Annotated in this window: 15 protein-coding genes; 5 read left to right on the top strand and 10 right to left on the bottom strand. The window is 71.8% G+C overall.

Annotation, left to right across the window (positions count from 1 at the left end):
- Window positions 1-63 precede the first annotated feature (63 nt).
- Window positions 64-705: a CBS domain-containing protein gene (locus FOF52_RS03580; protein WP_248592415.1), complete on the top strand. Its 642-nt coding sequence runs from the start codon at window positions 64-66 to the stop codon at window positions 703-705.
- Window positions 706-720: 15 nt separating this feature from the next.
- On the opposite strand, the gene FOF52_RS03575 is transcribed toward FOF52_RS03580, so the two are convergent.
- Window positions 721-2,664: a hypothetical protein gene (locus tag FOF52_RS03575; protein ID WP_248592414.1), complete on the bottom strand. Its 1,944-nt coding sequence runs from the start codon at window positions 2,662-2,664 to the stop codon at window positions 721-723.
- 372 nt (window positions 2,665-3,036) lie between these two features.
- On the opposite strand from FOF52_RS03575, the gene FOF52_RS03570 reads away from it, so the two are divergent.
- The 3 genes from FOF52_RS03570 to FOF52_RS03560 are packed head-to-tail and all read left to right on the top strand — an operon-like array spanning window position 3,037 to window position 6,964.
- A complete protein-coding gene (locus FOF52_RS03570; RefSeq protein ID WP_248592413.1) occupies window positions 3,037-4,053 on the top strand; it encodes an ABC transporter substrate-binding protein in 1,017 nt (338 codons plus the stop codon).
- A gap of 24 nt (window positions 4,054-4,077) precedes the next feature.
- The gene (locus FOF52_RS03565; RefSeq protein ID WP_248592412.1) at window positions 4,078-5,232 is read left to right on the top strand and encodes an ABC transporter ATP-binding protein; all 1,155 of its coding nucleotides are present in this window, start codon (window positions 4,078-4,080) and stop codon (window positions 5,230-5,232) included.
- A complete protein-coding gene (locus FOF52_RS03560; RefSeq protein WP_248592411.1) occupies window positions 5,225-6,964 on the top strand; it encodes an ABC transporter permease in 1,740 nt (579 codons plus the stop codon). Before FOF52_RS03565 ends, FOF52_RS03560 begins: the two co-directional genes overlap by 8 nt.
- A gap of 87 nt (window positions 6,965-7,051) precedes the next feature.
- Here FOF52_RS03560 and FOF52_RS03555 read toward each other — a convergent pair whose 3' ends face one another.
- The 7 genes from FOF52_RS03555 to FOF52_RS03525 all read right to left on the bottom strand — a co-directional run bounded on the left by FOF52_RS03555 (window position 7,052) and on the right by FOF52_RS03525 (window position 15,759).
- Complete coding sequence (locus FOF52_RS03555; RefSeq protein WP_248592410.1) at window positions 7,052-7,306, bottom strand: RpnC/YadD family protein; 255 nt, start codon at window positions 7,304-7,306, stop codon at window positions 7,052-7,054.
- A gap of 79 nt (window positions 7,307-7,385) precedes the next feature.
- Window positions 7,386-8,249 carry a hypothetical protein gene (locus FOF52_RS03550; RefSeq protein ID WP_248592409.1) on the bottom strand — a complete coding sequence of 288 codons (864 nt, stop codon included), beginning with the start codon at window positions 8,247-8,249 and terminating at the stop codon, window positions 7,386-7,388.
- A 265-nt stretch (window positions 8,250-8,514) separates the two neighbouring features.
- The gene (locus FOF52_RS03545) at window positions 8,515-9,366 is read right to left on the bottom strand and encodes an ABC transporter permease (RefSeq protein ID WP_248592408.1); all 852 of its coding nucleotides are present in this window, start codon (window positions 9,364-9,366) and stop codon (window positions 8,515-8,517) included.
- Entirely contained in the window at window positions 9,363-10,175 is an 813-nt protein-coding gene (locus FOF52_RS03540; RefSeq protein WP_248592407.1) for an ABC transporter ATP-binding protein, read from the bottom strand. The genes FOF52_RS03545 and FOF52_RS03540 overlap by 4 nt, the downstream gene beginning before the upstream one ends.
- Before the next feature lie 37 nt (window positions 10,176-10,212).
- Window positions 10,213-11,274 carry an ABC transporter substrate-binding protein gene (locus FOF52_RS03535; RefSeq protein ID WP_282573845.1) on the bottom strand — a complete coding sequence of 354 codons (1,062 nt, stop codon included), beginning with the start codon at window positions 11,272-11,274 and terminating at the stop codon, window positions 10,213-10,215.
- Window positions 11,275-11,541: 267 nt separating this feature from the next.
- Window positions 11,542-13,554, bottom strand: coding sequence for an oxidoreductase (locus FOF52_RS03530; RefSeq protein ID WP_248592406.1), 2,013 nt, complete (start codon window positions 13,552-13,554; stop codon window positions 11,542-11,544).
- A gap of 123 nt (window positions 13,555-13,677) precedes the next feature.
- A complete protein-coding gene (locus FOF52_RS03525) occupies window positions 13,678-15,759 on the bottom strand; it encodes an acetate--CoA ligase family protein (protein ID WP_248592405.1) in 2,082 nt (693 codons plus the stop codon).
- A 160-nt stretch (window positions 15,760-15,919) separates the two neighbouring features.
- On the opposite strand from FOF52_RS03525, the gene FOF52_RS03520 reads away from it, so the two are divergent.
- Complete coding sequence (locus tag FOF52_RS03520; RefSeq protein WP_248592404.1) at window positions 15,920-16,930, top strand: LLM class flavin-dependent oxidoreductase; 1,011 nt, start codon at window positions 15,920-15,922, stop codon at window positions 16,928-16,930.
- Between the two features lie 234 nt (window positions 16,931-17,164).
- Here the strand turns inward: FOF52_RS03520 and FOF52_RS03515 are convergent, their stop codons facing one another.
- A complete protein-coding gene (locus FOF52_RS03515; RefSeq protein ID WP_248592403.1) occupies window positions 17,165-18,802 on the bottom strand; it encodes an ATP-dependent acyl-CoA ligase in 1,638 nt (545 codons plus the stop codon).
- Window positions 18,802-19,590 (bottom strand): enoyl-CoA hydratase/isomerase family protein, encoded by a 789-nt coding sequence (locus tag FOF52_RS03510; RefSeq protein WP_248592402.1) that lies wholly within the window; start codon window positions 19,588-19,590, stop codon window positions 18,802-18,804. The genes FOF52_RS03515 and FOF52_RS03510 overlap by 1 nt, the downstream gene beginning before the upstream one ends.
- Between the last annotated feature and the right edge of the window lie 239 nt (window positions 19,591-19,829).

The raw sequence follows: 19,829 nt of genomic DNA, 5'->3' as shown, positions 1-19,829 counted from the left end.
GGGCCGGGCCCCGCGTTCCCCGTCCCGGGGCCCGAAGACGGGCGGACCCTGAAGGAGCAACCCATGTCCAGCACTGTCGGCGACCTCATGACCACCCACGTCGTGGCCGCGTTCGAGGAGGCCGGATTCAAGAGGCTCGCGATGTCGCTGCGGATGAACGGCGTCAGCGCGCTTCCCGTCCTGGACGCCGACCACCGCGTGGTCGGCATCGTCTCGGAGAGCGATCTGCTGCTCAAGCTCGCCGCCCCGGACCTGGAGGAGGCGGTCTTCCACAGGGAGGAGTCGGGCGGGCCGGTGGCGCGGGACCTGATGAGCGCGCCCGCGGTCACCATCACCGCGGACGCGACGCCGCGGGAGGCCGCCGAGCGGATGCGCCGCCACCGGATCAAACGGCTGCCGGTGGTCACCGACGACGGGCGGCTGCTGGGCATCGTCAGCCGCTCCGACCTGCTGCGCGTCTACTTCGTCTCCGACGGTGAACTGCGGGACACGGTGGAGCGGGAGGTGCTGCGCGGCGAGTTCGACCTGTCGGGCGTGGCCGTGTCGGTGGACAACGGCGTGGTCACCCTGGACGGGCGGGTACCGGTGCGCTCGGTCATCCCCCGCCTGGTCCGCTCGGTGCGCCGGGTGGAGGGCGTGGTGCGGGTGCACGACAGGCTCTCCTACGCCGCCGACGACCTGGCTCCGCTGCACCGGGTGCGGTGAGCGTGCCCGGCCGGTTCAGCGGGCGGACGCGGCGTGCGCGGCGAGGAGGCGGCGCAACCGGTCCCGTTTCCGCTCGTCGTCGCGGACCTGCGCGCCCCAGGTGCCGCCGAGGGCGAGCGCGTGATCGCCTTCGGCGAGGGCGCGCAGCGCGGACGGCAGCCCGGCCGCGTCCGCGCCGAGTTCGCGCAGCGTCTCGGCCAGCCACTCCGGTTCGGCCAGCCACTCCCGGGTGCCCTTCCGCTCCTGTTGCAGGCGGGCACGGCACTCGTCGAGGAGCGGCCCGGCCTCGCCGGTGATCCGGCGCAGCGCCAGGGCCGCGGGGTGTCCGGCGTGGGGGTCGCCGAGCAGCGCGCGAAGCCGCGGGACCAGGCCGCGGACGGCCTCGCCGAGCCGCCCGGCGAGGTCTGCGGCCTCCGCCACGGCTCGCGCGATCCGGCCCCGTTCCAGCGTGTGCGCGGCGGCGCGCAGCGGGACCGCGGTCTCGCCGGTGGTCTCGTGCAGCAGTCGGGCGGCGACGCGGTCCGTGTCCGCGGCACGGCCCCCGGCGAGGGCGCGCAGCGCGGGCAGCAGCGGTTCGACGTCCAGGTCGTGCTGGTGGACGAGCCGTGCCGCGGCGTCCGCGGAACCGTCGGCGACCAGCCGGGCGAGGCACTGTTCCAGGGGTGTGGTGTCGCCGGTGAGGGTGGCGAGCGCCGCGGCGCAGTCCGCACGGACGTGGTCGGGTGAGGCGGGGGCCTCGAAGGCCCGCCGCAGGGCGGGAACGGCGGCGCGGGCGCGCTCCCCCATCGCGGCGAGCGCGGGGACGGCCCAGTGCTGTCCGTCCTCGACCAGGGGGAGGAGGTCGTCGACCGCGTCGGCCGCCGCCTCACCCCAGTGCCGCAGCAGCAGGGACAGTTCGACGAGCTCGTTGTGGTGCTCCTGGTGCGACCAGGGGTCCGACGGGTCGGGGCCGGCCTCCAGGACGGCGGCGGACGGCGGCGAGCAGGGCGGGGTGGTAGGCCAGGCCGCGTTCGTCGAGCAGGTCGAGCAGGGGGATGCGGCCGTGGGCGAGCGCGGCGGCGAGCAGATTCGGCACCGGGGGTCGTCGATACGGATCAGGGCGTCCAGGGCGTGGCGGACGAACACGGCCCCGGTCGACTCCTCGTCGGCGAGCGCGTCCGTCTGTGCGGCGGTGCGGGCGGCGAGGGAGTCGGCGGCGAGGCGGGCGGCCGCGAGGACGTCGTCGACCGCGAAGGCCGCTGCGGAGCGGACCGCGGGAGCGGGGTGGTCGACCGCGCAGGCCAGGAGCGGGGCCAGGGCGGGACGCGCGGACCGCTGGGCGGTGCAGCGGTCGTGGGCGACGGCGCGGGCGGCGACTCCGGCGGTGCCGTGCCGCAGCAGGGCGTCGAGCATCGCCGCCACGGCCCGCACGTCGGCGACGCCGAGGGCGATGTCGCCGAGCATGCCGCTGTCCGACCAGTGCCAGGGTCCTTTGACGGGTTCCCCGTCCCGCCAGCAGTCGACGACCGCGCTGCCGGCCTCCTCCGTCCAGGGCAGGCCGTACCGGGCGATGGCCCACGCCGCTCCGGCGCGGGCCGCGGCGGGGCGGTCGGCGGCGAGTTCGCGGGTCAGCCAGGCGCGGCCGCCCTCCGGGGCGAGCCGTCCGATGGCCGCGGTGACGCCTGCGAGCGCCGGGGGCGAGGTCTCGACCCGGCTGCGTTCCCGTAGTGCGGCCAGGACGGCGGACGCGCAGTCGGCGGGCAGGTGGCCGAGCAGGCAGGTGGCGGCGTGCCGGATCTCGTCGTCGGGGTCGTCCAGCAGCGGCAGCAGCCGGTCCGCCTCGGCGACCAGGGCCGCGCCGGTGTGCGTGAGGACCTCGTCGGGGGCGTCGTCGGCGGCGGCGACGGCGGTGAGCAGGAGGGTCCACGTCCGTCGGTGCGGGGCGGTGGGCTCGATGGCGAGCCGGGCCAGGAAGGGCACCGTAAACGTGGTGCAGTGCGGCCCAGTCGACGGCGTCGAGTCCGGTCAGGAGGGCAGGCGGCATGGGGGTCCTTCCGGGAGGGGACGTGTCCGGGAAGGGTGGCCGCGGCCCGTGACAGTTCCGGGAGCGAGGCGCCGTGGCTTCGGCGCAGGTCAGGTGTTACCTACCCCTTGTTGCACCGTAACGGACATCACGTAACATTCGTGACGAACAGCCACATACGACCACATACTTCTCAGGATCCCTGGGAGGCCGCCCCCTCTGAGTCCGACCAGATCGACCGGGCAGTACGCTCTGTTCGGCTCACTCAAATCATGATAACAATAATAAACCTCATAATGAGTTCACTCACCCCCGTCATTGGAGGAGCGATGAGTACACGCCGCTGGCTGCCGATCGGCTCGGTCGCCCTGGCCCTCACCCTGTTCGCGACCGCCTGCGGCGGCGGAGGATCCGCCGGCTCCGAGGGCGGCGACCTGGTCGAGGCGGCCCAGAACGAGGGCATCGTCACCTGGTACGTCTCCATCCCCGACGAACCTGTCCAGGCCGCGGCCGCCGCCTTCGAGGAGGAGTACGGCATCCCCGTCGAGGTGGTCCGGATGGGCTCCCCCGTCCTGGCCCAGCGCTACTCCACCGAGCGCGACTCCGGACAGTCCGTGGGCGACCTGGTCACCATCCCCGAGGCCCACGTGCTCGACGAGTACCTGGAGAAGGGCTGGATCCGCGAACTCCCCGCCGACCAGGTCGAGAACATGGCCGACTGGCCGGAGGAGGCCCTGCACAAGGACGCCTACTTCCTGGTCAACTCCCAGCCCATCGGCGTCGCCTACAACACCGACAAGCTCTCCGCCTCCGACGTGGAGAGCTGGGAGGACCTGCTCGACCCCAAGCTGAAGGGCGAGATCGACACCGCCGACCCCCAGTCGTTCCTGTCCTGGACCGAACTGCTGCGCATCCTCAAGGAGGAGTACGGCGAGGAGTTCCTGGAGGGCCTGGCCGACAACGACATCAAGAAGGTCGACAGCGCCATCCCCGGAACCCAGCAGGTGGCCGCCGGCGAGTCCCTGACCACCTTCCCCAGCCTGCCCTCGGTGGTCAACCCGCTGCAGGAGTCCGGCGCCCCCGTGGAGCTGGCCTACCTCGCCCCCACCACCGGCGTCGAGCAGTACACGGCCGTGGCGGAGGGCTCCCCGCACCCCAACGCCGCGCTGCTGTTCGCCAACTTCCTGATGTCGGAGAAGGGCCAGATCGCCCTCAACGAGGGCTTCGGCATCTCGCCGCTCGGTGAGCTGGAGGGCACCCTGCCCGAGCCCGAGGGCTACGTCACCCCGGACCTGAGCCTCGCACTGGAGGAGCAGGACCACCTCAACGAGCTGCTCGGCTTCTGATCCACCCTTCTAGGAGAACTCCCGATGACCATGACCACGCACGACACCCCGGCGTCCGCCGTCACGGAGGAGCCGCGCAACGGGGTGGACATCGTCGGTCTGCGCAAACGCTTCCGCGCGCCCGACGGAACGATCGTGGCGGCCGTCGATGACGTCACCCTGCACATGCCCAAGGGCGACTTCTGCGTCCTGCTCGGCCCCAGCGGCTGCGGCAAGACCACGCTGCTGCGCTGCCTGGCCGGTCTGGAGCACCCCGACGAAGGCCGCATCACCATCGACGGCCAGCCGGTCTTCGGGCCCGGACTGCGCACCGTCGAACCCCAGGACCGTCCGGTGGGCATGGTGTTCCAGAGCTACGCGCTGTGGCCCAACATGACCGTGGCCGACAACGTGGCCTTCCCGCTCACCACCGGCCCCCGCAAGGACCGGATGCCCAAGGAGCAGATCCGCGCCCGGGTGGACGAGGTCCTCAAGATCATGGGCCTGTCCTCGCACGGCACCCGCGCGATCGGGCAGCTCAGCGGCGGCCAGCAGCAGCGTGTGGCGCTGGCCCGCGCCATCGTCGCGGGCACCGACGTGGTGCTGTTCGACGAGCCGCTGTCCAACATCGACGCCAAGGTCCGCGAGATCCTGCGCCGGGAACTGCGCGCCATGCAGCAGGACCTGGGCTTCACCGCGGTCTACGTCACCCACGACCAGGCCGAGGCGATGGAGCTGGCCGACCAGATCACCGTGATGCGCTCCGGAAAGGTCATGCAGAACGGGTCGGCCCGCGACATCTACGAGCGGCCCCGCAACCGCTACGTCGCCGAGTTCATCGGCACCGCCAACCTGATCCCGGTGACCTCGGCCGGCGGTGACTCCCACCAGGTGGCGACCGCCATCGGGCCGATGCGGATCGCCGACCCCGGCCCCGGGGCGTCCGCGGACGGCTCCCGGTTCGTGGCCAGCCGCGCCCACCGCTGGTGGATCGACACCGTCGAGCGTTCCGGTGAGAACGTCTGGTCCGGGGAGATCACCAACGCCGTCTTCGCCGGCTCCTACACCGAGTACGTGGTCCGGGTCGGCGAGACCAGCGTCCGGGTGTGGGCGGACGACGATCCGGAACTGGTCCCAGGTCGGAAGGTGTGGGTCGGTGTGGACCCCGCCGCGTGCGTTGTGGTGCTCGATCATGACTAGTACGTTGCAACGGCCTGAAACCGTTCCCGCAGCCGCCGCGCGGCCGGCCCGGTCCGGCCGCAGGTTCTCCTCCTTCCAGCTGGTGAGCTGGGTGGCCGCGGCCGTCGTGGTCGCCTTCATCGTCTACCCGGTGGGCCGCGCCTTCATCGGCGAGCTGGGCATGGAACTGCCCGCCGTGCTCGACGTGCTCACCAGCGCCAGGACCCTGGAGGTGCTCCGCAACGCGGTCGTGGCCGTGGCCCTGGGCGGCGGGCTGGCCTTCCTCATCGGCGCCGTGCTGGCGTGGATCAACGTGCGCACCGACGCCCGGATGGGGTGGGCCGCCGAGGCGCTGCCGCTGATGCCGCTGTTCGTGCCCGCCATCGCGGGTTCGATCGGCTGGGTCTTCCTGGCCACGCCCGAGGCGGGCTTCCTCAACCACTGGCTGCGGAAGCTGCTGGGGCTGGTCGGCGTCCACCTGGAGACCGGGCCGCTGGACATCTTCACCTGGCCCGGGCTGGTCTTCGTCTACGCCCTCTACCTGACCCCCTACGCCTACCTGGCGATCTCCAGCGGGTTGCAGTCGCTGGACCCGGCGCTGGAGGAGGCGGCCCGGGTCTCCGGGTGCGGGCCGGTCAAGACCCTGTTCCGGGTGACCCTGCCCAACCTCAAGCCCGCCATGGGCGCGGCGGTGCTGCAGCTGATCACCATCGGCTTCGCGCTGTTCTCGGTCCCCGTGGTCATCGGCACCTCCGCCCAGATCCAGGTGCTTCCGGTGTCCATCGTGCAGGCGGTGACCCGCAAGTACCCGCCGGACCTGATCACGGCGCTGAGCATGAGCCTGATCCTGATCACCATCGTGGTCGTCGCCTGGTCGGTGGAGCGCCGCATCATGGCCAAGGGGCGGTTCGCCCGCATCGGCGGGCGCGGGGCCCGCGCGGCGCTGGTCTCGCTGGGCCGCTGGAAGCTTCCGGCGCGGCTGCTGGTGCTCGGCTACCTGGGGGCCACCTCGGTGCTGCCGTTCCTGGCCCTGCTGCTGGTCTCCTTCCAGGGCTTCTGGACGCCGCAGGTCGACTTCGGCACCCTGAGCGTCGACAACTACGTCGACCTGTGGGGACGCCTGGCGGTGCGCCGGGGCATCACCAACAGCCTGCTGCTGGCGCTGCTGACCGCGACCATCACCACCCTGCTGGCGGCGCTGCTGGCCTACCTGTCCTACCGGCGCCGCTCGTTCCTGGGGCGTCTCGTCGACGGCGTCATCAAGGTTCCGGCGGCGATCTCGCACATCGTGGTGGGCATCGCCTTCCTGGTGGCGTTCGCCGGTCCGCCCTTCCGCTGGAACGGGACCCTGCTGCTGCTGGTCAGCACCTACGTGGTGATCTTCCTGCCGCAGGCGTCGTTCTACGCCAACTCCGCGATCCAGCAGATCGGTCCGGAGATGCGGGAGGCCGCGGAGGTCTCCGGCGCCCGCGACTGGCGGGTCTTCCTCCGGGTGATCCTGCCGCTGATGGCGCCGAGCCTGGTGGCGGGCTGGTCGCTGCTGTTCATCCTGTCGGCGGGCGAGATCAACGCCTCGGCGATGCTCGCCGGACCGGGCTCCCCGGTCGTGGGCCAGGCCATCCTGGACCTGTGGACCGCGGGCACGTTCCCGCTGCTGGCCTCGCTGTCGGTGGTCATCACCGTGGTCTCCACGGCGGTGGTGCTGACGGTGCTGGCCCTGGGCGGCCGCCCCAACAGCGGCAGCGCCCCGTAGCGGACCGCGCCCCCGCGCCACGGCCCTCCCGCGACCCGGTCGCGGGAGGGCCGTCGTCGTGTCTCACGGCCGCAGACGGCACGGATGTCAGTCGGTGAACAGGTCGTGGGCGGTGCGTGCGGTCAGGGCCCGCTCCAGCCACCGGTCCAGGACGTCCGGATCGGCGCACTCCAGCACCCGCCGACGCGCCTCCTCGGTCACCTCCACCCCCCGCGCGGCCAGCACCCGCAGCACGGCACGGGCCTCACCCTCCGCGCGCCCCTCCGCGCGCCCCTCTGCGCGCCCCTTCTCCACGTAGCGCCTGGCGAAGTCGCTCCTGTACTCGTAGGTTCCGGTCGCCATCAGCTCCTCCAGGTGCTCACGGGCGGCTCGTCCGGACGCGTGAGGCTCCGTCGCGCTGGGCTCCGCTCTTCCCCAAGCCTCAGTCGGTGAACAGGTCGTGGGCGGTGCGTGCGGTCAGGGCCCGCTCCAGCCACCGGTCCAGGACGTCCGGATCGGCGCACTCCAGCACCCGCCGACGCGCCTCCTCGGTCACCTCCACCCCCCGCGCGGCCAGTACCCGCAGCACGGCACGGGCCTCACCCTCCGCGCGCCCCTTCTCCACGTAGCGCCTGGCGAAGTCGCTCCTGTACTCGTAGGTTCCGGTCGCCATCAGTTCCTCCAGGTGCTTACGAGCGGCCTCGGGAAGCGCCGCGAGTACGAAATCAGCGTACAACTGGGCCTGCTCCACGTCCTCGGCACTCGCCAGGGCCCCGTACAGCGCGTCCAGGACCCGGGGCTGGGACTCGCCGTGGGCCAGGGCCGACAGCACGGCCAGCTCGGGCAGGCGGGCGGCCTCCGCCACCTCGGTCACGGCGGGCAGCACGCCCGGCCCCACCACCAGGGGCCGCAGCACCCAGCCGGGGTGGCCGGTGTCGATGGGCTCGGCGCACCAGCGGGCGGTGGCGTCGTCGGGGCAGACCACCAGCAGCACCGTGGGGCAGCGCATCCGGGAACGGAGCGTGGCCAGGTAGGCGGGCCAGCTCCACTGCTTGGACCGCCGGACGTGCGCGCCGTCGCGCTGGACCTCCACCACCACCGCCATGCGTTCCCGCTCACCGCGGAGCGTCACCACCGCGTCGGCGCGGTACTCGGTGGGCGCGCACTCGGTGAGGTCCCCCGACTCCAGTCGCGCCCGGGCGTCCGCGGGCACCTCGACGTCGAACACGTCGTCGAGCAGCGCCGCGGCCAGGTCGGGCCGGTTGCGGAACAGTTCGATGAGCATCTCGTGCTCTTGGGTCGGCATGCGGCCGACGCTACCGACCGCGGCCGGGGCGTGTGACGGAATCGCGGAATTTCCCCGCTCCGCCCACTGATCCGGACGGTTCGGAACGCTTCTTTCTCCGTTCCGAACGTCTCGGAGCGCTTTGTGCGACGCATCCGCCCCGGGGCCCGTCCTTCCCGTCGGAGGGCCGCGGAAGCGAACGTCCCGCGCCGCGGGCGCGAACGCCCGTGGCGCGGGACGCCCGGCAGGCGCGGGCGGGGACGGTCCGCCGCTGCGCCGCCGGGTCTCAGACCGCCCTGTCGCTGTTCTTCCACAGCAGCGCCCGGCGGGTGACCAGGTTCATCAGCCGGTCCACGAGGAAGCCGACGATGAGCAGCGCCAGGATCGCGGCGAACGTGCCGTCGCTGTTGAACGTGCCCGCGTTCATCGACACCAGGAAGCCCAGGCCGCGGTCTCCCGCCAGCATCTCGGCGACCACCACGCCGACGATCGCCTGCGGGACGGCCAGCTTCAACGCGGCGAACACCCAGATCAGCGCGGACGGCAGCATCACCCGGAAGAGCACGTCGAGCGGGGTTCCGCCCATCACCCGGACCGAGTCGACCAGGTTCTGGCTGACGTCGCGGATGCCGAAGAAGGTGTTGTAGAAGACCAGGAAGAACACGATCGCCGCGGCGGTGAGCACCCGCAGCTCCGAGCCGATCCCGACCCACATGATGAACAGGGGGATCAGCGCGTGCTTGGGCATGGTGTAGAACGCGGTGATGAACGGTTCGAACACCTGCGCCAGCCGTTTCGACTGGCCGAGCACGCAGCCCACGACCAGCCCGGCCGCCCCTCCGCTGAGGAGCCCGAGGAAGGCGTCCTTGAAGGTGCTGGAGGCGTGGTAGAGCAGCTCGCCGGAGACGATCCAGGACCAGAAGGTCGGGAAGATCTCGGAGGGGCGGCTGGTGAGCAGGTCGTCGACCAGCCGTCCGGCGCTCAGCTCCCAGGCCGCCAGGATCGCGGCGATGAGTCCCACCTGCACCAGGTGGATCCTCCACCGGATCCGGGTGCGGCCGCGGCCCGGCTTGGCCGCCTCGGGGGCCTGCTCGGCGGTCGCCTCCCGTTCGGTGACCACGGTGCTCACCGACCTCACCCCTCTTCCTTCGCCGCCGGTACCCGCGCCTTGGTCAGCGCCTCCTGCAACTCCTGCTGGACCTGGGCGAAGCCGTCCTCGTAGGGCAGCGTCGCGGGGTCCCGTTCCGCGCCGAAGGGCATGGTGAACTCGGCCACCACTCCCCCGGGCGGTCCGCCGCCGATGACGAGGACCCGGTCGGCCAGCACCGCGGCCTCGGTGAGGTCGTGGGTGACGAACAGGACCGTCTGCTCCGTGCTGCGGACGGCCCGGCGCAGGTCGGCGTGGAGTTGCTGGCGCATCTGCGCGTCCAGCGCGGCGAACGGCTCGTCCATGAGCAGCAGCGCCGGATCGTAGATCATGCTGCGCGCGAGCAGCGCCCGGCGCCGCATGCCGCCGCTGAGCTGGGCGGGGTACAGTCCGGCCGCGTGCTCCAGGTCCAGGAAGGCGAGGTAGCGTGCGACCTCTTCCTGGATGCGCTGCTTGGGGAACCGGCGCATCCGCAGCGGCAGCGCGACGTTGGCGGCGACCGTCCGCCACGGCAGCAGGGTGTCGTCCTGCGTCATGTACCCGACGGAGGTGTTCACCCCGGTGACGGGGCGTCCGTCGAAGAGCACCTCGCCGCGGCGCGGGCGCAGCAGGCCCGCTGCCGTGTTGAGGATGGTGGACTTGCCGCAGCCGCTGGGGCCGAGCAGGGCCACGAACTCTCCCGCGCCGACGCGCAGGTCCACGCCGGCGAGGACGTCGGGCCGGTCGCCGAATCCCACGGCCATGCCCCGGGTCTCGAAGATGGTCCGCCCTGGGGCGCGGCCGGTGTCCTGGTGGTGCATGGGGGCTTCCTCGATGGAGCTTCGCACGGTCCGGGCCTCAGGACTCGCCGCGGGCGGGCTCGGCGACGAAGTCCTCGTAGTCGATGCTCGTCAGGTCCTTGTCCGTGGCCTCTCCGAAGAGCTCCACGTAGGTGTCCCAGTTCTCGCGGGTGAACAGCGCGCCCTCGGGGTATCCGGTCCGCGCCTGCTCCCAGGAGGTGGCGAAGACGTCGGCGTCCAGGTCGGCGAAGGAGTTGGCGTGCAGGGCCTCCCCGGCCGCCTCGGGGTCGGAGGCGACGAACTCCTGGGCGTCGGCGAGTGCGGCGTGGAAGGCCTCGATCACCTCGGGGTTGTTGTCCACGAACTCCCGGGTGCTGACGATGCAGACGCCGATCAGGTCGTCGAACTCCTCGATGTCGCCGCGCGGCAGCGAGATCCACAGTGTTCCGGACCCGTCGGCGATGTTGGCGTCGGCGATGCCGACGCCGAAGAAGCTGCCGTCGAACTGGCCCTGGCGGATGCCGGAGACCAGGGCGGAGGTGTCGTTGACCGGGACGATGTTGAGGTCCTTGTCGGGGTCGAGTCCCTGCTCCCTGACCAGGTGGCGCAGGGTGAGGTTGCTGGAGGAGCCGGGCGGGCTGGTGGCGATCGTCAGGCCGCGCAGGGCCTTGATCCGCTCCTCCACCGGGGCGTCGGCAGAGACGTCGAGTCCCTCGGCGACCTCGGAGTTGAGGACCACGTTGTTGATGAGTCCTCCGGTTCCGGCGACGACGACCAGTCCCGCGCCCTCGGCGACGGCGTCGGCCGCGGTGGCGGTGCCGACCCCGGCGAAGTCGTACTCGCCGGCGCGCAGCGCCGCGATCTGGTTGGTGCTGCCCGCGCCGCTCCTGGTGGGCTGCATGTCGAGGCCGTGCTCGGCGTCCAGGTCCTCGTCGATCACCAGGTTGATCAGGGCCGTGTTGAACGTGGGGGCGGCCAGGCCCACTTTCACCGTGGTGAGGCCGTCCGCGTTCTGCTCGGGGGTGTCGGACGCGGACCGGCCGCAGGCGCTGAGCGCGAGGGCCAGGGTGGCGGTCAGGGCGAGGGCGCGGACAGCTCCGCCACTGCGGGCGATACCCATCGTTTCGTCCTTCTGGTCGGGGGGAGTCCACCGCCGCGGTGCGGCGGGACGGTGGCGTTCACCGGTGGCACGGGCCGGGGCTCGGCCTCCCGACCGTGCGGGGGGAGGTGAGCCGGCCCACACCAACCTCCGCTCATGATTCAGATAATTATCAGCAATGTCAACCAATCAAGTGACTTGCGTCACTAATTTTCCGCAACGAGACGGCGGACCCGCGCCGGTGGTGTTCCGGTCCGCTGGGTCCGCCGGTCGATTCGGGGCCGGACGCTACTTCTGCAGCTCCTTGGCCAGCGCGTAGGCCTGGCGGGTGACCGCCACCAGGCGGGTGGGGGCGAAGGCGTCGCCGAGGATGTGCAGGTCCGGCACGCGCCCGCGCAGCTCGTCGTGGAGCGCCGAGTCGGAGTCGCCGCCGCAGGCCAGCACCACCGAGTCGAAGGCGCCCAGCTCGCTCTCCTGGTGGGAGTAGGTGTGGCGCAGCCGGATGCGCTCCTCCTCGATGCCGATGACGTCCTCCATGAAGCGGAACACCACGCCCCGGGCGGACAGCCGCGCCAGCATGCCGCCCAGGATGTAGCGGCCGAGCATCGGGGCGGGACCGGCCGTGGGGTAGACGATCGTCACGTCGTGTCCGCGTTCGCTGAGGTGGTCGGCGACCATCAGCGGCGGCAGGTGGTCGTCCTGGGCGACCACCAGGACCTCCTGGCCGACCGCCACGTTCCCGAGCAGCACGTCGCGGATGTCGTAGACGAAGTGGTCCTGGTCGACCCCCTCGATCTCGGCGGGACGCCGGGGGGTGGCGCCCGTGGCGACCGCGACCACGTCGAAGCCGGCGGCGAGCACGCTGTCGGCGGTGGCGCGCTCGCCGAGGCGGACCCGCACCCCCGCCGTCGCCAGGCGGCGCTCCTGCCACTCCAGGTAGCGGGCCATCTGCTGCTGGAACGGCGCGTTGACCACCGCGCGCAACTGCCCGCCCAGCCGGTCGGCGGCCTCCCACAGCTCCACGGTGTGGCCGCTCTCGGCGGTGAGGGCCGCCAGCTCCATGCCGGCGGGACCGCCGCCCACCACCAGCACCCGGCGGGGGTTGGCCGCACGCCGCCACGGCCCCTCGATCTCGTGGCTGGTGTGCGGGTTGACCGCGCAGCCGAACGGCAGCCGGTCCACGTAGCGGCGGGTGATGCACTCGTTGCCGCCGACGCACGGCCGGATGTCGTCGACGCGGCCCTCGCGCGCCTTGCTCAGCAGGTCGCCGTCGGCGATGAACGCCCGGGCCATGCCCACCACGTCGGCGTTGCCCTCGGCGAGCACCCGCTCGGCGACCCGGACGTCGTTGATCCGGCCCGTGTGGACGACCGGCAGCGACACCGCCCGCCGCAGCTCCCCGGCGAGGTCGGCCCACTGCGCGGGTTCGTAGAAGTAGGGCTGGATGTAGCTGGGGTCGCCCCACGGGCTGCCGATGACGGCGTGCAGGAAGTCCAGCAGGCCGGTGGACTCCAGGTACTGGGCGATCTCGATGCCGTCGGCGGCGGTGTAGCCGCCGGGCTCCTCCTCCCGCAGGTTGAAGCGGACGCCCAGTGCCATGTCGGAGCCGATCTCCTCGCGGACGGCGGTGAGCACCTCGACCGCGAAGCGCGCCCGGTTCTCCAGGGAGCCGCCGTAGGCGTCGTCGCGCTGGTTGGTCAGCGGCGACAGGAACCACTCCAGCATGTCGTCGTGGTTGAGGTGCAGCTCGATGCCGTCGAGCCCGGCCTTGCGGGCCTGGCGGGCGGAGAACCGGTACTCCTCCACGAACTCGGCGATCTCGTCGACGTGCAGCACGTGCGGACGGTGGTTGTACAGCGTGGAGCTGCGCCGGGTCGAGGGGGCGTGCGGCACGCCGCCGAGCAGGGTCAGCTGGGTGGTGACCACCGCTCCGGCGGAGTGCATCTCCTCGACGAAGCGCCCGATGCGCTCCACGTAGAAGGGCAGGCGGAAGTAGCCGACGGTCTCCGCGCCGTAGCCGTGCGGCTCGAACCCGGGGATCAGCTTGTTGCGGACCCGCCCGGTCACACCTCCGACCCAGGCGGGGCCGCCGTCGCTGACCCGTGAGTGCCAGTAGGCGAAGGTGCGCTCGGCCTCCTCCTCGGTGCCCCACAGGTTGCCGATCGCGGAGGAGTGCGGCGGGGCCATCACGCGGTTGCGCAGCCGCATCGGCCCGATCTGGACGGGGCTGAACAGGTGGGGGAACGCCGCGCCGTCCGTGGCCGGCACGCTCTGCTCCTGCTGGTTCTGCGTACTCCGCATCGTGCTTCCTCGTTCGTGGTTGCGGGTGTGCTCTGCGCGGACGCCCCCGCTCCGTGTAGAGCGGGGGCGGCGTGCCTCGGCAGTCCTGTGGTGCGGTCGACTTCCTCGGCGGGTTCGGGGAGGTCAGGCGCGGGGGGCCAGGCCGATGACGGCGTCCACCGCCGCCGCGCCCTGTCCGCGGAGGCCGACGATGACCGGGTTGAGGTCGACCTCGGTCATCCACGGGCTTCCGGCGAAGACCCGGGAAAGCGCGACCGCGGCGTCCACCAGCGCGTCCACGTCGTGGTGGCGGCCGCGGGCGCCCGCGAGCACGGGGTGGACGGCCAGCCGCTCGATCGCGGCGCGCACCTGCTCGGGGGCGGCGGGGCAGGGCAGGAAGACCCGGTCGGCGAAGTGCTCGGCGAGGATGCCGCCCGCCCCCACCATGAGCACCGGGCCGAAGGTGTCGTCGCGGACCGCGCCGAGGATGATCTCGGTGCCCGACAGCCGTTCGGCGACCAGGTAGCCCTCGACGGAGAGGTTCTCCTTCTCCGCGGTGCGGGCCAGGTCGGCGAGCACGGCCTCGGCCTCCTCCGCGCTGTCGAGCAGCCGCACCAGGCCCAGTTCGGACTTGTGGGTGATGCCGGAGGCGACCAGTTTGACCACGAGCGGACCGTCGATCTCGCGGGCGGCGCGCAGCGCGGCGTCGGTGTCGGCGGCGAGGGTCTCGGCGACGACGGGCACACCGCCCTCGGCGAGCAGCCGTTTGGCGGCGTGCTCGTTGAGTTCGTCGACGTCGGGCCGGGGCAGGGCGACGGGCGCGGGGGTCTCGGCGGAGGGCGTGCGGCGGACGAGTTCGGCGTAGCGCCACACGTTGGCCAGCGCGGCCATGGCGTCGTCGGAGCTGGCGAACCAGCACACCCCGGACTCGCGCAGCAGCTCCTCGGCCCGCTCGGTGAGGTCGCGGGCGGTCCAGGCGGAGATCACCGCGGGCTTGTCGCAGGCCTTGACCGCCTCGATGATGCGCGGCAGCAGCGCGTCGGAGTCGTAGGGCCCCCAGGTGGGGATGCCCAGGTTGACCATGTCCAGGTTCGGGTCGGCGGTGAAGATCCGCATGACCTCGCTGAGCAGGTCGCCGTCGCCGATGACCTGCCCGGTGGTGTCCAGCGGGTTGCCGGGCAGCGCCAGCTTCAGCCGCTCGCTCAGCTCGTCGAGGGTCTGCCGGGTGGGCAGGGGCATGTCCAGGCCGTGGGCGCTGGCGCGGTCGGCGATGTAGCCGCACTCGCCGCCGGAGGGGCTCAGCGCGCCGAGGCGGGGGCCGGCGGGCAGCGGCAGGCGGCTCAGCGCGTAGGCGGTGTTGAGCAGTTCGTCGACCGTGGCGACCTCCACCACGCCCAGGTGGTGCATCATGCTGGAGAAGACCGCCTGCTCCCCGGCCATGGCCCCGGTGTGGCCCAGGACGGTGCGCCGTCCGGCCTCCGATCCGCCGACCTTGAGCAGCACGATCGGCTTGCCGGCCGCGCGGGCGCGTTCGGCGGCGGCGGCGAACCGCTCGGCGTCGCGCAGCTGCTCCACGTAGACCGCGATCACCTCGGTCTGCGGGTCGGCGACGAAGGCGTCGAGCAGCTCCCCCATCTGGATGTCGGCCTCGTTGCCGAGGCTGACCATCGCCCGGATGCCGATGGAGCGGCCCTGCGCCCGGTTGAACAGCGCGGCGGCCATGCCGCCGCTCTGGCTGAGCAGGGCGATGGAGCCGGGCGTGTAGGAGTAGGTGATGTTGAAGGTGGGGCAGCCGACGTAGGTGTCGACCGGGTTGAGCACGCCGATGCAGTTGGGGCCGAGCAGGCGGACCCCGCGCTCCCGGGCGCGCTCCACCAGGCGCCGCTGGCGCTGCGCGCCCTCCTCGCCGAGTTCGGCGTAGCCCGCCGAGCAGATGGTGACCGTGCGGATGCCGCGCTCCAGGCAGTCCTCCAGCGCGCTCTCCACGGCCCGGGCGGGGACGAGCAGGTAGGCCGCGTCCACCTGCTCGGGCAGGTCACGGGCGGAGGGGTAGCAGGTGTGCGCGCCGATGCTGTCGTACTTGGGGTTGACCGGGTAGATGCGGCCGGGGTAGCCGGTCCGCTCCAGGTTGGCCAGGCAGCGTCCGGCGTGCCCGGCCTCGTTGGGCGAGGCGCCGATGATGGCCACCGAATCCGGGTTGATCAGCGGTTTGAGGTCGAGAGCCATGCCGTGCCGTCCTGGAAGTCGTGAACCGTATCGCATCTATCAAGACAATCATTAACATAGTTAAGGACCGCCCCTCAACCCCAGGCACCCCCTTGCCCCCCGGGGACGAGTAGGCTAATTTCATTATCATCAATAACATCGAAAGAGTGGGGTGTGCTTCATGGCGCTGAAGTTCGGTCTCGCCATCATGAACGACTTCCCCCCGGACGTGGTCCCCGCCGACCGCATCGCCGCCATGCGGGAGCAGGTCCGGATCGCCCGCGACTCGGGCATCTCGTCCATCTGGGTGCTGCAGCACTACCTCGGCAACATGCCGACCCTCCAGCCGGTGCCGATCCTGTCCGCGCTGGCCCAGGAGGCGGGCGACATGACCCTGGGCACCAACATGTTCATCCTGCCCCTGCACCACCCGGTCCAGGTCGCCGAGGACTTCGCGACCCTCGACCACATCACCGGCGGCCGCGCCATCGCCGGGTTCGGCATGGGCTACCGGGAGAACGAGTTCGACTCCTTCGGCGTCCCGATGGACCAGCGTGTGACCCGCTTCGAGGAGAGCGTCTCGCTGATCCGCCAACTGTGGTCGGGCGAGCGGATCACCTTCGAGGGGACCCACTACTCCGTCCGCGACCAGCACATCAGCCTCAAGCCGGTCCAGCCGGGCGGCCCGCAGATCTGGATCGGCGCGGGCCCGCACAAGAAGGGCGCCCAGCGCGCCGCGCGGCTCGGCGACGCCTGGATCGTCCCGCCGCACGTCAGCCCGGAGAAGCTGAAGGTCGTCCTGGGCCACTACCAGGCCGAACGCGAACGCCTGGGCCGCGGCCCCTCCGAACTGGTGGTGCGCCGGGAGCTGCTGCTCGACCGCGACGCCGAGCGCGCCCGGGAACTGGGGCTGCGCTACCGCGGCGCGCTCACCCGCAAGTACGCGGAGTTCAACGCGCCGGAGAAGGGCGAGAACTACCGCCACCTGAGCACGGAGCAGGCCGCGGTGGAGGTCGCCGACTCCTCCTACCTGTTCACCGACCCCGAGGGCGCCATCCGCGCGCTCAAGGACCTGGAGAGCCAGGGGCTGACCTACATCGTGCTGCGGGCGCAGTGGTACGACACCCCGCAGGAGCAGGTCCTGTCCACGCTGGAACTGTTCAAGAACGAGGTGCTGCCCGCGTTCCGCTGACCGTCCCGCGCAAGGCCGCGGCCCGGACCCTGGTGCCAGGGTCCGGGCCGCGGCCTTCGTCTGCTCCGGCGGGGTGCGTCCCGGTGCCCCGGAACACTCCCCGCCCGCCTCACGCGTCGGGGCCGCCCGGTTCCGGGCGGCCCCGAACAGGGTGCGGGGCGGCGTCCGCTCAGCGGCTCCGGACGCCGCCCCGGCGCGGGGCCGGCCGGCTCTGCGGCGGCCGGCCCCGCCGGCTCAGCGCTGCTGACCGGCCAGCCGGTCGTGGGTGTCGGCGGTGATGCCCTCCTCCCGCAGCACGGCCTTCTGCACCTTCTCCGAGGGGGTCTTGGGCAGCGTCTCCACGAAGCGCAGGAAGCGCGGGACGGCGAAGGCCGGGAGTCGGGAGTCGCACCACTTCCACAGGTCCTCGGGGGAGATCGGCTCGCGCACGACCACGCACGCCATGACCTCGTCCTCGCCCGCGTCGACCTCGGCGGGCACCGCGATGACCGCGCACTCCACCACCGCGTCGTAGCCGAGGATGGCCTGCTCGACCTCGTAGGAGCTGATGTTCTCGCCGCGGCGGCGCAGCGCGTCCTTGTAGCGGTCGACGAAGTAGTACCAGCCGTCGGCGTCGCGGCGCAGCGCGTCGCCGGTGTGGAACCACAGGTTGCGCCAGGCCTCGGCGGTCTTCTCCGGCATCCCGTAGTAGCCCATGCTGGTGATCCACGGGACCTTGGGGCGCACGACCAGCTCGCCGACCTCGCCGACGGGGACCTCCTCGTCGGTCTCGGGGTCGACCAGGCGCACGTCGAACCAGTCGTCGGCGGCGAGTCCGGCCGCGCCCGCGGGGCGGTCCTCGCCGTAGGGCGACAGGATCGGCGCGGAGGTCTCGGTGAGGCCGAAGACCTCGACGAAGGCCTCGATGCCGAAGCGCTTCTTGAAGTCCTCCAGGATGGAGGAGGCGGTGGGGGCGGCGAAGATGCAGCGCAGCGGGTTGTCGGCGTCGTCGGGGCGGCGCGGCTGCTTGTAGACGAAGTCCATCATGACGCCGATGAAGTTGGTGACCGTGACCTGCGACTCGCGGATCTGGTCGATCCACCGGCTGGCGCTGAACCGGCTGCGCAGCACGAACCGGGCGCCGCTGAGCAGCGCCGGGTAGGCCGACATGAACTGGGCGTTGCCGTGGAACAGCGGGGTGACCGCCATGGCCGCGTCGCGGTCGGTGAGCCGGGTCAGGCAGGCGGTCTCCGCGGAGAAGAAGAACATCTGCGCGTGCGGCATCGCCACGCCCTTGGACGGGCCGGTGGTGCCGGAGGTGAAGAAGATGGAGGCCAGGGAGCGCGGCGAGACCTCGGGCAGTTCGCCCTCGCGCTCGGTGGTCAGCTCCTCCCAGCGGTCGGCCCGCCACCCGGCCTCGCGCAGCGCGGTGATCGCCGCGTCGACGTCGCCGTTGTCGATGACCCAGAAGCGCTCGATGTCGGCGCACTCGGAGGCCACCTCGGTGAAGCGCTCGGCGAGCTCGGCGTCGATGACCGCCCAGCGGGGCCGCGAGACGCGCACCTGGTGGGTGAGGAAGTCGCCCTTGTAGGCGGTGTTGATGGGGACCTCGACCATGCCCGCCATGGCACTGCCCAGCCAGGTGAAGATGAACGCCGAGGAGTTGCGGGCCATGATGAGCACCCGGTCGCCGGGAGAGCCCTCGGCGAGCAGCGAGCGGCCGACGTTCTCGGCGGTGGCCAGCGTCTCGGCGTAGGTCCAGCGCCGGCCCTCCTCCGGGGCGTCCAGGTAGATCGCGTCGGGGGCCAGCTCGACACGGCGGCGCAGCACCGTGGGCAGGGCCCAGTCCTCGCGGTCGGGGAAGGCGGGGCGGAGATCCTTGTAGGTGCGCATCAGTTCTCCTCGGGGCTGGTGAAGAGGGGGGCGAAACGGGGGGGCCGCTTCTCGGCGAAGGCCCGGGCGCCTTCGAGCATGTCGTGGCTGGCGATGGCCTGGGCGAGCATGCCGATCCCGGAGCGGAAGGAGTCGCGGGCGCTGTTCCACCACAGGTTGGAGCTGATCTTGGCGATCTCCAGGTAGCGGGGGCTGAGCGCGAGGAGTTCGGCCGCCCACTCCTCGACGGTGGACTCCAGCTCCTCGGGTTCCACGACCGCGTTGACCAGTCCCATCTCCAGGGCCTGGGCCGCGGTGTAGCGGCGGCAGAGGAAGGACAGCTCCTTGGCGCGCTTCTCCCCGATCTGGATCGGCATGATGTTGGTGCCGCCGAGGACGGGGGCGCTGCCGACCCGGGGGCCGGTCTGGCCGAAGGTGGCCTTCGACGAGGCGACGGCCAGGTCGCAGGCGATGACCAGTTCGTTGCCGCCGCCGGCCGCCGCGCCGTTGACGGCGGCGATGACCGGGCGCGGAGAGGTGCGGATCGCGTCGAGGAGGGCGAGCGAGCCCTCGTACATGGCGCGCACCTCACGCGGGTCGGGGTCGTCCATGGTGGCCAGGTAGCCGCCCGCGCAGAATCCCCTCCCCTCACCCGTGATCACGATCACACCGCTGTCGACGCAGTCCTCGATCGCTGCGACCACGGACCGTGCCATCGGTCCGTCAAAGGCGTTGAACCGTTCCGGACGGTTCAGTCGAATCCAGGCGACCTGTCCTCGCCGTTCGACGAGCACGTCTTCCTCTGCCATGACACCTCCCACGCTTACCATATAATCATATTCATGATTAATGTTCGAGCGGTCACATTCAATCCCGCCGACCGCCCCGCCCCCTCTGGCGCCACGGCGTCATAATCATTATAATAATTAAGTGTGGCTTCCGGAGGCAGCGGGCCGGTGCGGCTCCCGCCGGGCGTACTGCGGTGAGGCGCCCACCCAGCCGACGGCAGAGGTACCGCAGCAGTCAACCACGAGTAGGAGAGTCACCG

This window comes from Thermobifida alba, assembly GCF_023208015.1.
GTDB classification, from domain to species: domain Bacteria; phylum Actinomycetota; class Actinomycetes; order Streptosporangiales; family Streptosporangiaceae; genus Thermobifida; species Thermobifida alba.
This window is presented reverse-complemented; position numbering and strand designations above follow the sequence as displayed.

What these genes read in the sequence shown, in the direction of transcription:
- FOF52_RS03580 (WP_248592415.1), top strand. Translation starts at nt 64, where the DNA reads ATGTCCAGCACTGTCGGCGACCTCATGACCACCCACGTCGTGGCCGCG.
- FOF52_RS03570 (WP_248592413.1), top strand. Translation starts at nt 3,037, where the DNA reads ATGAGTACACGCCGCTGGCTGCCGATCGGCTCGGTCGCCCTGGCCCTC.
- FOF52_RS03565 (WP_248592412.1), top strand. Translation starts at nt 4,078, where the DNA reads ATGACCATGACCACGCACGACACCCCGGCGTCCGCCGTCACGGAGGAG.
- FOF52_RS03560 (WP_248592411.1), top strand. Translation starts at nt 5,225, where the DNA reads ATGACTAGTACGTTGCAACGGCCTGAAACCGTTCCCGCAGCCGCCGCG.
- FOF52_RS03555 (WP_248592410.1), bottom strand. Translation starts at nt 7,306, where the DNA reads ATGGCGACCGGAACCTACGAGTACAGGAGCGACTTCGCCAGGCGCTAC.
- FOF52_RS03550 (WP_248592409.1), bottom strand. Translation starts at nt 8,249, where the DNA reads ATGCCGACCCAAGAGCACGAGATGCTCATCGAACTGTTCCGCAACCGG.
- FOF52_RS03540 (WP_248592407.1), bottom strand. Translation starts at nt 10,175, where the DNA reads ATGCACCACCAGGACACCGGCCGCGCCCCAGGGCGGACCATCTTCGAG.
- FOF52_RS03535 (WP_282573845.1), bottom strand. Translation starts at nt 11,274, where the DNA reads ATGGGTATCGCCCGCAGTGGCGGAGCTGTCCGCGCCCTCGCCCTGACC.
- FOF52_RS03530 (WP_248592406.1), bottom strand. Translation starts at nt 13,554, where the DNA reads ATGCGGAGTACGCAGAACCAGCAGGAGCAGAGCGTGCCGGCCACGGAC.
- FOF52_RS03525 (WP_248592405.1), bottom strand. Translation starts at nt 15,759, where the DNA reads ATGGCTCTCGACCTCAAACCGCTGATCAACCCGGATTCGGTGGCCATC.
- FOF52_RS03520 (WP_248592404.1), top strand. Translation starts at nt 15,920, where the DNA reads ATGGCGCTGAAGTTCGGTCTCGCCATCATGAACGACTTCCCCCCGGAC.
- FOF52_RS03515 (WP_248592403.1), bottom strand. Translation starts at nt 18,802, where the DNA reads ATGCGCACCTACAAGGATCTCCGCCCCGCCTTCCCCGACCGCGAGGAC.
- FOF52_RS03510 (WP_248592402.1), bottom strand. Translation starts at nt 19,590, where the DNA reads ATGGCAGAGGAAGACGTGCTCGTCGAACGGCGAGGACAGGTCGCCTGG.